At 64.3% G+C, this 13958-nt stretch carries 11 protein-coding genes; 3 read left to right on the forward strand and 8 right to left on the reverse strand.

Features of this window, described 5'->3' with window-relative positions; genetic code table 11:
• Positions 1-66 precede the first annotated feature (66 nt).
• From ACKAMS_RS07245 to ACKAMS_RS07260, 4 genes are all read right to left on the reverse strand, one after another.
• On the reverse strand, positions 67-990 hold the full coding sequence (locus tag ACKAMS_RS07245; RefSeq protein WP_408988811.1) for an MBL fold metallo-hydrolase: 924 nt from the start codon (positions 988-990) through the stop codon (positions 67-69).
• A gap of 108 nt (positions 991-1098) precedes the next feature.
• Positions 1099-2250 carry an acyl-CoA dehydrogenase family protein gene (locus tag ACKAMS_RS07250; RefSeq protein ID WP_408988812.1) on the reverse strand — a complete coding sequence of 384 codons (1152 nt, stop codon included), beginning with the start codon at positions 2248-2250 and terminating at the stop codon, positions 1099-1101.
• A 2-nt stretch (positions 2251-2252) separates the two neighbouring features.
• Positions 2253-3434: a thiolase family protein gene (locus ACKAMS_RS07255; protein WP_007731825.1), complete on the reverse strand. Its 1182-nt coding sequence runs from the start codon at positions 3432-3434 to the stop codon at positions 2253-2255.
• 90 nt (positions 3435-3524) lie between these two features.
• Complete coding sequence (locus ACKAMS_RS07260) at positions 3525-4946, reverse strand: amino acid permease (RefSeq protein WP_408988813.1); 1422 nt, start codon at positions 4944-4946, stop codon at positions 3525-3527.
• Between the two features lie 172 nt (positions 4947-5118).
• On the opposite strand from ACKAMS_RS07260, the gene ACKAMS_RS07265 reads away from it, so the two are divergent.
• Positions 5119-6612, forward strand: coding sequence for a PucR family transcriptional regulator (locus ACKAMS_RS07265; RefSeq protein ID WP_003943944.1), 1494 nt, complete (start codon positions 5119-5121; stop codon positions 6610-6612).
• Positions 6613-6714: 102 nt separating this feature from the next.
• Here ACKAMS_RS07265 and ACKAMS_RS07270 read toward each other — a convergent pair whose 3' ends face one another.
• Positions 6715-8277, reverse strand: coding sequence for a SpoIID/LytB domain-containing protein (locus tag ACKAMS_RS07270; RefSeq protein ID WP_408988814.1), 1563 nt, complete (start codon positions 8275-8277; stop codon positions 6715-6717).
• Positions 8278-8608: 331 nt separating this feature from the next.
• On the opposite strand from ACKAMS_RS07270, the gene ACKAMS_RS07275 reads away from it, so the two are divergent.
• Entirely contained in the window at positions 8609-10618 is a 2010-nt protein-coding gene (locus ACKAMS_RS07275) for an N-acetylmuramoyl-L-alanine amidase (RefSeq protein ID WP_408988815.1), read from the forward strand.
• A 37-nt stretch (positions 10619-10655) separates the two neighbouring features.
• Here the strand turns inward: ACKAMS_RS07275 and ACKAMS_RS07280 are convergent, their stop codons facing one another.
• Genes ACKAMS_RS07280 through ACKAMS_RS07290 form a run of 3 tightly spaced genes read right to left on the reverse strand, consistent with a single transcriptional unit; the run spans position 10656 to position 13024 of the window.
• Positions 10656-11477 (reverse strand): Cof-type HAD-IIB family hydrolase, encoded by an 822-nt coding sequence (locus tag ACKAMS_RS07280; protein WP_037131235.1) that lies wholly within the window; start codon positions 11475-11477, stop codon positions 10656-10658.
• A gap of 53 nt (positions 11478-11530) precedes the next feature.
• Positions 11531-12265: a 1-acyl-sn-glycerol-3-phosphate acyltransferase gene (locus tag ACKAMS_RS07285; RefSeq protein ID WP_095969475.1), complete on the reverse strand. Its 735-nt coding sequence runs from the start codon at positions 12263-12265 to the stop codon at positions 11531-11533.
• 3 nt (positions 12266-12268) lie between these two features.
• Positions 12269-13024, reverse strand: a complete 756-nt coding sequence (locus ACKAMS_RS07290) for a 1-acyl-sn-glycerol-3-phosphate acyltransferase (protein ID WP_020905757.1) — start codon at positions 13022-13024, stop codon at positions 12269-12271.
• A 93-nt stretch (positions 13025-13117) separates the two neighbouring features.
• Here ACKAMS_RS07290 and ACKAMS_RS07295 point away from each other — a divergent pair, with 93 nt between their 5' ends.
• The gene (locus ACKAMS_RS07295; protein WP_080909292.1) at positions 13118-13957 is read left to right on the forward strand and encodes a hypothetical protein; all 840 of its coding nucleotides are present in this window, start codon (positions 13118-13120) and stop codon (positions 13955-13957) included.
• Position 13958: the final 1 nt, after the last annotated feature.

A 13958-nucleotide genomic window follows, 5' to 3' on the forward strand; every position in this document is an offset into this window, starting at 1 on the left:
GAACCAGGGTATCGGACCTGTTCGGACGCCGAGGGTTGGATGCGTCACCAGCGACGATGCGGCAAGTCAGGACGTTGCAAGACCGATCAGACCGGAAGCACTCGGTGCACCGCTCGAATCGAATTCGATGGTGATCGGTTCGTCGACGGGGAAGTGTGCGGGAAGTAGAAGCAGTCCCTCCGACGCGCAGCGTTCGAGAAGTTCGCGGCGGGTGACCCTGGCGATCTCGGGATCCGCGTCGCCGCCCTGGCTGAGGTCCGGGTACAGAAACTGGATCGGATGGTGGATCACGTCGCCGGCGATGACGGCGCCGCCGTCGGCAGTGCGGATCTCGATCACGATATGGCCCGGCGTGTGGCCGGGCGCGCTGCGCACGACGACGCGTGTGCCTTCGGACTCGGCCAGGACGTGGCCGTCGTCGACCGCCTCCCACTTCGCCCCGTCCAGAACGGGACGGACGCTGTCCTCGAAGGTCTGCGCCAGATCCGAGACCACTCCTTCGTGTGGACCGTCGGCGGCGAGTTGTTCGAGCGCGGCCAGTTCGGTGCGGTCGAAAATGTAGGTCGCGCGGGGAAAGGTGGGCCGCCAGGTTTCGGCCTCGAGGTTGGTGTTCCAACCACAATGATCGGGGTGCAGATGTGTGCTGACCACCAGATCGACGTCGCCCAAGTCGACGCCGGTGTCGGCGAAGCGCGAGAGGTAGTCGGTGCCGAACATGTGGTGCGGCAGGAGGTTCGGCCGGTGCTTGCTGTTCCCGTTGCCGGTGTCGACGACGATGGCCTTGCCGCCGATCTCCACCAGGTAGGTGTGGATGGCAAGTACGAGGTCACCGCTACCCGCGTCGAAGAACTCCGGTGTCAGCCGCGCCGACGCGTCCTCGATCTCCGCATCACCCGCGTGCGGAAAAAGCTCTCGCGGCGGAAACGGCCAGTGCGCCAGCTCCGTCAGTTGGGTGACGCGCGCCGATCCGACGTCGATGGTGAAGCTCATCAGTGATTGCCTTCCGAACAGCTCGATCCCGCTTGTAGGCACACAAAGGCACCCACCGAAATGCTCGGTGGGTGCCTGGTCGGTGTCAATGGTTTTCGACGCCGGTGATCAAAGACTCTTCGCGATGATGCTCTTCATCACTTCGTTGGCGCCGGCGTAGATCTTCTGGACGCGGGAGTCCTCGTACATGCGCGCGATCGGGTATTCACGCATGTAGCCGTATCCGCCGTAGAGCTGCACGCACCGGTCGACGACGGCGCACTGCTGTTCGGTCAGCCAGTACTTGACCATCGCGGCGTCTGCGCCGTCCAGCTCGCCATTGAGGTGATCCTCGATGCAGTTGTCGAGGAAGACACGGCAGGTGCGCGCGATCGTCTGGCACTCGGCCAGCTCGAAGGCGGTGTTCTGGAACTCGAAGAGGCTGTGCCCGAACGCTTGACGCGCCTTGGTGTACGCGACGGTCTCCTCGACGGCACGCTCGATGGTGCCGATGGCCTGCGCGCCGATGATGAGACGCTCCTGCACCAGCTGCGCCATCAACTGACCGAAACCGAGCCCCTCGGACTCGCCGAGGAGGTTCGAGACGGGAACGCGAACATCGGTGAAGGACAGCTCCGACGTATCGGCGCCGTGCTGACCGACTTTGTCGAGGACGCGGCCGACCGCAAAGCCTTCGCAGTCACGCAGATCCACGATCAGGAGCGAGACACCCTTGGCGCCCGCCTTGGGATCGGTCTTGACGGCAAGCACGATCATGTCTGCGCTGCCACCGTTGGTGATGAAGGTCTTCGACCCGTTCACGACGTAGTGGTCACCGTCGCGGGTCGCGGACGTGGTGATGGCCTTGAGGTCGGAACCTGTTCCCGGCTCGGTCATTCCGATGGCGCCGAGGATCTCGCCCGTCGCCATACCTGGCAGCCAGGCCTTCTTCTGCTCTTCGCTTCCGTACTCGAGCACGTAGTGGGCGACGATGCCACTGTGCACGGAGTTCCCGAGTGCATAGTCCCCGCAGTAGCCCTGCGCCTCGAAGACTGCAAGATCGTGCGCGAAAGTTCCACCGCCCCCGCCGTATTCCTCGGGAATCGAGCAGCACAGCAGGCCGAGCTTGCCGGCTTCGAGCCACACGGACCGGTCGACGCGATGCTGAGCGTCCCACTGCTCACGCTTGGCGATCAGTTCACGATCGAAGAAACCACGGGCCAGTTCGGCTACTGCGGTGATCTCGTCGTCATGCCACGACGGCTTGCGCTTGGTCGCCATGATCAGACCCGCTTCAGCAGGGCAGCGAGTGCCTGACCGCCGCCGATGCACATGGTGACGATGCCGAATTCGAGGTCGCGACGGACCATGTCGCGGGCGGCGCGCAGGGTCAGGATGGCTCCGGTGGCGCCGACCGGGTGGCCGAGGGCGATTGCTCCGCCGTACGGGTTGGTCTTCTCCGGATCCAGGCCACTGTCGCGGATGACGGCGATGGCCTGCGAAGCAAAGGCCTCGTTGACCTCGGCGGTGCCGATGTCGGACGGCTTCAATCCTGTTTGCGCAAAAAGCTTTTCGAGAGCGAGCACGGGAGCGTAGCCCATCAGGCCGGGCTCCATGGCTGCCGTCGTGACGGTTTCGAGCGTGACGAGTCCGGTGAGACCGCGCTTGGCTGCCTCGGTTCCTGTAGCGAGGACGAGGGCGCCGGCGCCGTCGTTGATGCCCGACGCGTTACCGGCGGTGACGGATCCGCCCTCTTCGAATGCGGGGCGCAGCTTGGCGAGGGTTTCGACAGTGGTTCCGGGCTTGGGGTGCTCGTCTTCGGTGACGGTGACGGAGCGCCGACCACCGGTCTCGACGGGAGTGATCTCCTCGGCGAATGCTGCCTTGGCTGCGTCGGTAGCAGCGCGGCGCTGAGATTCCACGGCGAACTCGTCCTGCTGCTCGCGGCTGACGCCGTACTTGCGGGCGACGGCTTCGGCGGTGCGGCCCATATGAGCCTTGCTGAACGGGTCGGTGAGCATGGCGACGGTGCCGTCGACGAGGCTGCGATCGCCGAGCTTGTAGCCCGAGCGGGCGGCGAAATCGTAGAACGGCATGCGGGACATGCTCTCGTCGCCGCCGGCGAGGGTGATGGCAGCTGCGCCCCAGCGCATCTGCATCGCCGCCGACCACACGGCCTGCAGGCCGCTGCCACAGAGGCGGTTGACGGTGTAGGCGGGAACGTTCTCGGGCAGTCCGGCGGCGATGCCCACGCGGCGTGCGTTGTAGGCGTCGGGGCCGACCTGGCCGATGCAGCCCATGACGACCTCGTCGATGTCTTCGGGTGCAACGCCGGCGCGGCTCAGCGCGGCCTTGGCTGCTGCGGCACCCAGCTCGTGTGCGGGTACGTCCTTGAAGACGCCGCCGAAGCTACCGACGGGGGTCCTGGCCCCGTCGACGATGACGATCGGTTCGGGTGTGGTCATGATTGTCCCCATCTGCTGTGCTCACGTCGATTTCTCTGTCCGTGGCCGATACTAGGACATCTAAGTATCTCGCAGATGGGGACGTTGGTGTCAGGGTGTGGGAGCGCTCTCGGACACGGGTACAACCTCGGCGTCGGCGCGTTCGGCGTCCTCGGTCTCTTTGTGGTTCCGGTATCGGTAGAGCCCGATACCCACGAGGATCGCTGCAAGTCCCAGGGACACGATCATCTGGCTGCGCGTCGAGTCCAGGGTGAGCATGCCGATGCAGAGCGCGATGATGGCGGCGATCGTGGCGTAGGTCAGGTACGGGAAGAACCACATCTTGAGTTCCAGCTCCTGGCCCGAAGCTTCGAGCTTGCGGCGGGTGCGCAGCTGGGACACCGAGATGACGAGCCAGACGAACAGTGCGATCGCACCGGAGGAGTTGACCAGGAACAGGAAGACCTTGTCCGGGGAGAGGTAGTTCATGCCGACGGTCAGGAAGCCGACGATCGTCGAGACCAGGACAGCGCGCATCGGGACGCCGGTCTTCTCGATACGTGAGAGCGACTTGGGGGCGTCGCCGCGGCCGGCGAGGGAGAAGATCATGCGGCTCGCGGTGTAGAGACCGGAGTTGAGGCAGGACAGAACCGACGTGAGGACGACGACGTCCATGATGTTGCCCGCGGCCGGAATGCCGTAGGAGTCCATGACGGCGACGTACGGGCTGAGCGCGACCGACGCGCTGTCCCAGGGAAGCAGGGTGACGACCACCGCGATCGAGCCGATGTAGAAGATGAGAATTCGCCAGACGACGGACTTGACGGCAGCGCGAACAGCTTCGAGCGGGTTGGCCGATTCACCGGCGGCGATGGTGGCGATTTCGGCGCCGAAGAACGAGAACACGACCACAAGGACTGCGGCGAGCATGGCTCCTGTTCCGTTCGGCAGGAAACCGCCGTGACCGGTCAGGTTGGTCATTCCCGGTGCTTCGACGCCGGGCATCCATCCGCAGATCGCCACGATGCCCATGCCGAGGAACGCGATGATGGCGACGACCTTGATGGAAGCGAACCAGAACTCGAACTCGCCGAACGACTTGACCGAGATGATGTTGGTCAGCGTCAGCACGATCATCAGAATCAGAGCCCAGGTCCACTGGGGAACGCCGGGAACCCAACGATTCATGATGAGGGCACCGGCGGTGGCCTCGATGCCGAGCACGATGATCCAGAACCACGCGTACAGCCAGCCGATCGAGAAGCCCGCCCAGCGGCCGATGGCCTTGTCGGCGTACGAGGAGAACGAGCCGGTTTCCGGCGACGCTGCCGACATCTCGCCGAGCATGCGCATCACGAGGATGACGACTACGCCGGCAAGCGCGTAGGAAATCAGGACACCGGGTCCCGTCTCCTGGATCGCCACACCGGAGCCGACGAACAGTCCGGCGCCGATGACGCCTGCGATCGCAATCATCGACAGATGCCGCTTCTTCAGCGTGTGCTGAAGTGCCGGCTGGTCTGTACTGGACATCAGTACTCCTTGTGGGCTGTTCGGGAGGGTGGATCTCGGTGGCGCTCTATCCGGAGCGCATTTTCGATAGCGCCAGTGTCGGACCTTCGGCAAGCTCGCGTCAGGCTCCACTTTGTACAAACGTGACCGCAGGCACTACAAAGTGGCGAGTCCGAGGTGTCAGACTGGACCCATGCCCATCACGCTCCGCCAGCTTTGTGCGACCGAACAGTTCGGCCTTCGCGTCCTGGCGGGGCACGACCAGCTCGATCGCACCCTGACCTGGGCACATGTCTCCGAACTTCCCGACCCGACGCCCTTCCTCGACGGCGGTGAACTACTACTCATCACCGGGGTGTCACTACCGACGACGGCCGCGGAAACGACCCGATTCGTACGGACCCTGGTGGCGGCCGGAATTGCCGGAATCGGTTTCGGAACCGGCCTCGGATACGAGCAGGCGCCACAGACTCTGGTGGATGCGGCCACCCGTTTCAGTGTGCCCCTTCTCGACGTCCCATTGCGAACACCTTTCATCGCCCTGACCAAAGCGGTGTCGAAGGCGCAATCCGACGACGACATGAAAGCGCTGCGCAGCAATTACCAGAGCCTGCGGCGACTGCTTCAAGCTGCGGTGACGGTCAACGGCACCCGGGCAGTCGTACGACGGGTGGCGGAATTGATCGGCGGATGGGCGGCTCTGCTGGACTCGGCCGGCCATACCGTCGAGATCTCACACACCGCCGCGGCCGCAGGAATCGAGCGAACTGCCCCCGAGCGCGACGCCCGCCCGATGGAAGTCAGTTTCCTCACGAGTGAGAACGAGGACGTCATCTCCCATCCTCTGCTGACGTCGAGGGGAAAGCTGATGGGGTACCTCGTCGCCGGCTGCCCCGGCGCCGTCGGCTCTCTGAATCAGGGCATCGTCATCGCCGCCGCGTCTCTGCTCACGTTGATGACGGCTCGAACCCGAGATGCGCAGTTGACGATGAACCATTTGCGTACCGTGGCGATGCATCAGCTGTTCGAAGGACAGAATGCGCTCGCCCGCAACATCTCCGGGGAACTGTGGGGAGGATTTCCGGTCGAGCCTTTCCAGGTCTTCCACGTAGCGGGCCCGAGTGGCCTGCTCGAGAGCGTGTCCGTCTCACTGCTCGATGGTCTCAGCCGCGATCTGGCGTTCGGCATCACCGACGGTGCGCTGATTGCCGTCGTCTCGGCTACCGACAGCGGGCGAATCCTCGCCCGTGTCAACGAAATCGACGTCACCGTCGGCGTGTCGGACATGCTGTGGTGGGACGATCTCTCGCGCGCCAGACGCCAAGCCGCGCAAGCAGCAGCCGAGGCCGGTGCCCGCAACCTGCCTTCGATGCGGTTCGCCGAACTCTCGGAGAGCGGATTATCCGCATTTCTCGACCAGGATCGCTCGACGGCATTCGCGGCGGCACACTTGCGCCCGCTTCTGGAAGCGAAGGGCGGTAGCGATCTCTACCGGACCTTGGCCATGTGGTTGGCACACAACGGGGTGGGCGACGCCGCAGCCACAGCGCTGAATATTCATCGGCATACGTTGCGCAGCAGACTCGCTCGGATCGAGAGCCTTCTCCAACTGGACCTCGGCTCCCCCACAGAACGTGCGGAGTTGTGGCTCGAGTACCGCTTGCTCGGCGACGCTCCGACCATCTGACCGACAAGCAACGAACCCTGAACGACCTGAAGGGTCTCCGCCGGGTTACGGCAGAGACCCTTCAGAGTCGATACGTGCGAGTCGCTACCGACCGACCTTCCCCTAGCTTCCGCCCGTCGGTATCCACTCGCGGAGCACGTTGGCATCAACTACCTGCGCACCCAAAACCTTTGTCCAGATGATGGTTCCGTTTTCGTAGACACGGAAAGTGCCTGCTTCGGAGGGCAACTGCATCTCCGGGCCGGCAGGAGCACCGAGAGAGCCGCTTTCACCGCCGAGCTCCCGATACTTCTTCTCGATCTGCGTCTCCGTAACCGTACCCGATGGATCGTCGGATGGCGAATTGGATTCCGGCACTGTCGATTCCGAATCCGGTGCCACTACCACACCAGCGCCGTCGCCGATGGTGAACCAGTCCGATTTCAGGCCGAGTTTCTGGCGGAACTGAATTCCGGTGGCGCCAACAGTTGCATCTGTTCCGACTACCTCGACTGCCGTCACTCGCCCGCCGTCGGTACCGAATCCGTTGCGCGAGAGAATCTTGAGCGATTGCAGCTCGCCCACATCGAAGGCGTCCGCAATCTCACCCGCGGTCAGATTCACTGTCCAGTCGTGATTGGGCGAAAGGGCGTCACCGAGATCCTCGACGGCCGGGAATTCACCGCCGGAGCTGTAACCTCCTGTGGACGAGGAGAATTCGGTGGCAACAATCTTGCCGTCACGCGACAGAACGGCGCCGGCGGTGGACCGGACGGCTTCGGTGGTGCGGGGATCTTCCTTGCCCGCTCCGCCGTAGACCTGGCAGTCCTGAGTGTCGCACGTGTCGGCGTACGAGCTGCGATGCTCGGTCGCAGCGTACGAGCGCGCCGCCACGGCTTGCGCCCGTAGTGCTTCGGCCCCACCGGAATCGGCCCATTCGGCTTTCGCCTCGACCGGCACCACGCCGAGCAGGTAGTCCTCCATGTCGAGGAGATTGACTGTCCGAGCCGAGCCGTTGTCGAGCACTACGCCGAGGGCGCCTCGATAGGGCGCGTCGTTGTTGCACAGCTTCAGGAACTGGTCGGCGGGTCGATCGGGACTGAGATCCACAGGATCCACCCACGGATGCTCGGTGACCGCTTCCCAGACAACCCCGCCACCACACCCGCTGGTGACAACCACCTGCGCACCGCCACCGGGCAGTGCAGTGAGATGGGCAGCCTCGCCGGGCGCGGTGCGCTGACCGTTGACCACGAGGCCGGCGTCGGAGTAGACGTCGAGCGTCGAGTTGTCCTGGGCTGTGAGCCGCACACTCATCTGGGCAGGCGGCATCGAGTCCAGGACGGTTCCCCCGTAGTAGTGACTGAGGATTCGCTCGCCGGACCAGCCGTCGTTCTTGGCGTAGCCGTAAGCGCCCCACTGGCCCATTCCACGGCCATGTCCGTTGCCGTGCCCGGAGAGCGTGAATTGCGTGTCGGCAGCGACGGCGTGCAGGATCGACGGCTCGTCAGCGCGGATTTGCGTGAAACCTCCGATCGCGACGCCGAGCGCAAGAGCCGGAACGAGACCGAGGACCGAGATCCGCATCAGCGAGGTTCGCCTCCCGGGTCCGCCCACCAGAAAGCGACCTGCGCGACCGGACACAGGCCTCTTACCTGCAGTTCCGCTTCTTCCGCTTCTCGCCATCAATGCTCTCCTCATCGCTACCGGCCTCACGAGTCCGCGAAGTCGGTACTTCGCGCGCAGGCCAGTCCACAACGATTTAACTAAAGTCTCACCCTAAGGTTGAGCGTTATGGACTTTTGTGACTAGTGTGGCAAGAGTGTTTGGAGTTAGCAACACCAGTCACACGAGTCACATCAGCATCACGAGTTGCAGACGTACGCGTCCGAAAACTGGAGTTCAACCCCAGAACATGGCATCCGACCTGCTCGGATCCGGTTTTGAAGGATTCCGTTCACGGCCGTCATCGGCCCTGAAGTTCGCTCGCAAGTAACTACAACCGAGGAGTAATCCCTTGCCACACCGTCGACCGAAGCCCTCGCTCGTACTCGGGGCTGTAGCCGCAGTGGCTGTCGCAAGTCCTTTTGCGGTCTACGGCTTCACGAGCACTACGTCCGATGTACGTTCCGCGAACGAGACGACGTCAGTAGCAGTGCCGACCCAGATCGCAGAGGTGCTCCTCGCGTCGGTGCCCGACATCATCATTCCGGTCAAGGAGCTGACCGGTCTCGATCTCCCCGACATCAACCTCGGTGATCTCAGAAACCTCAAGCTCCCGACCGAAATCCCGCTACCTCCAGGGATCACGTTGCCGACCGAGCTGTTCCCGGCACCCGCTGCTCCCGGCGCCCCGACCGAAACCGCTCCGGTTCCTTCCGAGGAAGAGCCAGGTGCCGTGGTCAAGGAAGTCACCCGCGACACTCCGTTCAGCATGGTCGCGTTGACCTCGGACACGCTCGCCTCGGCGCAGTCCAAGGTCCGCGCCCTGGCCGAAGACGGCACCTGGGGCCCGTGGTTCACCCCTGACGCCATCGACTCCGCCAGCTCGGATCAGGCCACCAACTCCGGTACCGCCACCGAACCGGTCTTCGTCGGCGCCACCAAGTCCATCCAGATCCTCACCCCGCAGGGTGTCGCTGCCCCCGCGGCCGAAGCTGTGCCGGCTCCGGAAGCCGCACCCGCACCTGTCGAAGCACCTGCTGAAGCGCCTGTGCCTGCCGAAGCGCCGGCCGAAGCACCTGTGCCTGCGGAAGCACCCGCAGCCACCGGCGAACTCGGGTACACCCCGGCTTCGGTGTCCAAGCCGCTTCGCCAGGCGACGACGGCAGCAGATGCCGTTACCGCAGTGTTGATCGATCCGGGTACCAGCGACGCGGACAGCAATCTGCAGGCAGTCGCGGCACCGCTCGGCGGCAGTGGACCCTCCGTCATCACCCGCGCACAGTGGGGAGCAGACGAGTCACTTCGCTGCGACTCCCCCACGTACGACGACTTCACCGGTGGAGCAACTGTCCACCACACCGCGGGCAGCAACAACTACACCAAGGAAGAATCGGCCGGCATCGTCCGCTCGATCTACGCCTACCACGCACAGACGCTCGGCTGGTGCGACGTCGGATACAACGTCCTCGTCGACAAGTACGGTCAGACCTTCGAAGGCCGCGCAGGCGGACTCGACAAGGCAGTTCAGGGTGCACACGCGGGTGGATTCAACGAGAACACCACCGGTATCGCGATGATGGGCGACTACTCCACCGTCGAGCCTTCGCAGGCGACGCTCAACGCCGTCGGCAAGTTCCTCGGTTGGAAGCTCGGTATGGCCGGACTCGATCCCAAGGGCAGAACGACGATGTACTCCGAGGGCACCGAGTTCACGCCGTACCCGCAGGGCGCAGCAGTCGATCTGCCGATCATCTTCGCCCACCGCGACGTCGGAAACACCGCGTGCCCGGGTGATGCCGCATACGCACACATGAACGACATCCGGAACATCGCGGCCGCGAACATCGGGGGAACGTTGAACCCCTCGAACCCTTCCAATCCGTCGACGCCTGCGCCCAAGCCGACCACTCCGGTCGACACGGTCACCGGTGGCACCGGTTCGTCGATCCCGGATCTGGTCACCCAGATTCTGCAGATCACCGACAATTCACCGCTCGCGCAGAAGTGGATCGCCGAAGGTGGCGAGATCGGACGCCTCGGCCAGGCACTGTCCGGAATTCTGCAGGCGAAGCTCGGCAACCAGGGTGCGCTGTTCCAGAACGGCGCTGTCTACACCTCGCCGAACGGCGGAGTGTTCACCGTGCTCGGCGAGATCTTCAAGTCGTGGCAGAGTTTCGGTTCCGACGCGGGTGAACTGGGATTGCCGATCTCGGACGAGTACTCGATCCCGGACGGCCTGCGCAGTGACTTCGAGAACGGTTCGCTGATCTTCAACCAGATCACCGGCATGGTCACGAAGGTCCTCAAGACCTACAACGAGACCTTTGCCCAGGAAATGGCCAACAGCGCGCCTGTCGGCTGACACTCGAGCAGTACACGTCCTCGGGCGCTGGTGGGTTCTACGACCACCAGCGCTCGAGGACTTTTGCGACCCCGTGTGCCGAATTGGTGTCGGTGACCTCGTCGGCTGCGGCTTTGGCTTCGGGGTGAGCGTTGCCCATGGCGACGCCGAGTCGAGCCATCCCCAGCATCGGGATGTCGTTGGGCATGTCTCCGAAGGCCACCAGACCCGACAGGTCGAAGCCGAACCTCTCCGCGGCAGCAACCAGGCCCGACGCCTTCGTGATGCCCGGCGCCGAGAGTTCGATCAGTCCGTTCTCGGTGGAGTACGTCATGTCGGCGAGCGCACCGACGTGCGGGGCGAGCGTGTCGTACATCGCCGTGCTGGTCATGCCTGGACGGCGAATCAGGAGTTTGACGGCCGGCGCCGCAAGCACTTCGTCCTCGGACATCTCGGTGTTGTCCGGGTTGAGCCAGGCGTGTTCGTAATCTGGTGAGCTGACGAACTGTGGGGTGGCGGCGTCATGTGCGCTCTCCCCCACTCGTTCCGCGGCCAAACCTGCGCCCGGGAGTGCAACCAGTGCCAGCTCGGAGAGTTCGGTGAGTGCGTCGACCGACAAGGTCGCGGCGCTGAGGACGCGGTCGGCGTAGCTGTCGTAGACAACGGCTCCATTGGCGCAGACGGCGAGTGGCGCGTATCCCAAGCCCTCGACGACGGGCGAAATCCATCGCGGAGGACGCCCGGTTGCCAGCAGGAACGGCGTGCCGGATTCGACGACGGCATGCACGGCGGCGCGGGTGCGGGCACTGACCAACTCGTCGTGATCGATGAGGGTGCCGTCGACATCGGTCGCAACCAAGGTTGGGCGGTCAGGGCTGATACGACGGTCTGGGCTCACACCGCCATTGTGCCTGCCCGGTACGACGGTCTCGCTCAGCGCGCCCGCTTCGCGCGTTCCTGTGCGTCCATGGCCGCGGCTTCCTCCGGCGTCGGTGCGCCACCGCCGAGTCGACGAGGCACCCAGTACGCCCCGGGCTCGTGCACGAACCCGTCCTGCACGTGGCGCAGGATTGCATCCATCTCGATGCGCAGAATCTCGCTGAGCGCTTCGGCGGGCTCGACCGGATCGATCGGTGCACCCACCTCCACCGAGATCGGGAAATGATTGCGGCCCAGATTTTTCGGTCCGCCCTTGGTGACGATCCGCTGGGCGCCCCAGACGATCAGCGGAATTATCGGCACGCCGGCGTCGATGGCCATCCGAGCTGCTCCGGATTTCATTTCCTTGATCTCGAAGCTCCGGCTGATCGTCGCTTCCGGGTAGACGCCCACCAATTCGCCACGCTCGAGGGCGTCGACTCCGGCTCGATACGCCTGCGCTCCGGCGGAGCGGTCCACTTCGATGACGCCGCATCCACGCATGAGGAAGCCGAGGACCTTGTTGTCCGCCAGCTCAGCCTTGGCCATCACTCTGAGCTTGCGTTTCGCGGTGCCGACCGCCAGGGCCGCCGGTATGAAATCGAGGTAACTCGTGTGGTTGATCGCGATGACGGCACCGCCGGACACCGGGACGTGTTCCGTCCCGGTGCGGGTGACTTTCACGCCCTGGAAACCGCTCAGACCACGCGCGACTACCTCGACGGCGGTGTAAACGGGTTCGAAGGACATGGGTCAGCCTTCGGACTTCCGCGCCTCACGTGCTTTGGCTTTCGCCTCGGCCTCGTCGGCATCCATCTTGTCGGCCTGCTCGAGCGTCGGCGCGCTGCCACCGAGGCGGGCCGGTACCCAGTACTCGCCGGCGGGATGGTCGTAGTCCTTCTGCAGATCGAGTAGCAACTCCTGCATCGTCGACCGCAGCTTCGCCGTCAGCTCACTCGCCGGCTCGAAAGGTGCAATCGGCTCGCCGACGGCAATCGAGATGGGAGTGTTGGTGCGGCCCAACCGCTTCGGATAACCCTTCGTCCACACGCGCTGAGCGCCCCAGATGACGACGGGAACGATCGGTACGCCCGCCTCGATTGCCATCCGGGCGGCTCCGGACTTGAATTCCTTGATCTCGAAGCTCCGACTGATCGTCGCTTCGGGGTACACGCCCACCAATTCACCGCGCTTCAGGAAATCTACGGCCGCCTTGTAGGAGTCGGCGCCCGCGCCGCGGTCGACCGGGATGTGCTTGAGGGCCCGCATGATCGGTCCGGAGATCTTGTTGTCGAAGACCTCCTTCTTCGCCATGAACCGGATGTAGCGCTTGGGGGTCCGCGCCGGCAGTCCCGCATACGTGAAGTCCATGTATCCGGTGTGGTTGATCGCGATCACGGCGCCACCGGACGCCGGGATGTTCTGCTCTCCCTTGACGGAGAACTTCAGGCCCTCGAAAGCGAAGACGGTACGGGCGATGCCGATGACTGTTCTGTAAACGGGATCCACAGTTCGCTAGCGTAGACGGGAATCCGTGATCTGACCCGCAGCAGTTATGGGGTGGATGTTGGTCAGAATGTCGCAAAAGGGGCGTAAGAACGAATGAAGTCGGCAGGACGAGCGGCAGTGGGGGCAGTCGCACTCGCCATGACGTTGGCGATAACCGCATGTGAGGACGACGGACGGACAGGAATCCTGACGGACGAACCGTCTCCGCCTACGACGGAAACCACGACGACAACCACTCTCGCGCCCACGACCACCACTGCGCCCGCCGCGCCGGTCGCGCCACCTCCGGTTGGTGACGTGCCCGGTAATCCGGCTGCTGCGCCGGCCTTGGCGGCCTGGGCAACGGACCTGGTGTCTTTGGACGTCGACGCGCTCACGAACGCATGCTGGACGATGCCGCCCACAACAATTGCCGACCGATACTCGGATGTGCCCGCCATCTTGACGGCCATCGCCGCACCAGGCGTCGACGGCCAGTACGCGGTCACCTGGAGTGGAGACGGACTCTCCGTCGCCGCCAAGCGCTCGGAGATCGCTTCCGGCTATGCGTGCCCGTTCGTCTTCCCTGCGGGGCAATCAAACTTCTACACCGCGGCCGACGCTTCCCACGCCGTCGTCCGGTTTCTCTCACGCGCCACGGGACGGCCGGTCAATACCCGCGACGTCGAGACGTTCTATCCACTGATCTGCCCCGGCAACAGCCCGTGGGATCCCGACGGCACCGGCGCCACCGGCCAGCCGCCACTCAAGCTCGATCCGAATCAGCTGGCCGGTATCAAGTCTTTCGACGCCGACGCTGCAACAGTCACTCCGGTTCGCGGCGACTACGTCCGTGTCACCCTGCCCGTCAGCGACGGAACCGGTAACTCACGGTCGATGCAGTTCACCCTGTCGATCGGCCCCGAGGGATACTGCCTCGGGGCCGCGACCTGAA

Source organism: Rhodococcus sp. 5A-K4 (assembly GCF_046097995.1).
Taxonomy (GTDB): Bacteria; Actinomycetota; Actinomycetes; order Mycobacteriales; family Mycobacteriaceae; genus Rhodococcus_F; species Rhodococcus_F erythropolis.

Bases quoted from the DNA above. Each gene is read 5' to 3' on its own strand.
- ACKAMS_RS07250 (WP_408988812.1), bottom strand. From the start codon at position 2,250: ATGGCGACCAAGCGCAAGCCGTCGTGGCATGACGACGAGATCACCGCA.
- ACKAMS_RS07295 (WP_080909292.1), top strand. From the start codon at position 13,118: ATGAAGTCGGCAGGACGAGCGGCAGTGGGGGCAGTCGCACTCGCCATG.
- ACKAMS_RS07265 (WP_003943944.1), top strand. From the start codon at position 5,119: ATGCCCATCACGCTCCGCCAGCTTTGTGCGACCGAACAGTTCGGCCTT.
- ACKAMS_RS07270 (WP_408988814.1), bottom strand. From the start codon at position 8,277: ATGGCGAGAAGCGGAAGAAGCGGAACTGCAGGTAAGAGGCCTGTGTCC.
- ACKAMS_RS07245 (WP_408988811.1), bottom strand. From the start codon at position 990: ATGAGCTTCACCATCGACGTCGGATCGGCGCGCGTCACCCAACTGACG.
- ACKAMS_RS07285 (WP_095969475.1), bottom strand. From the start codon at position 12,265: ATGTCCTTCGAACCCGTTTACACCGCCGTCGAGGTAGTCGCGCGTGGT.
- ACKAMS_RS07255 (WP_007731825.1), bottom strand. From the start codon at position 3,434: ATGACCACACCCGAACCGATCGTCATCGTCGACGGGGCCAGGACCCCC.
- ACKAMS_RS07260 (WP_408988813.1), bottom strand. From the start codon at position 4,946: ATGTCCAGTACAGACCAGCCGGCACTTCAGCACACGCTGAAGAAGCGG.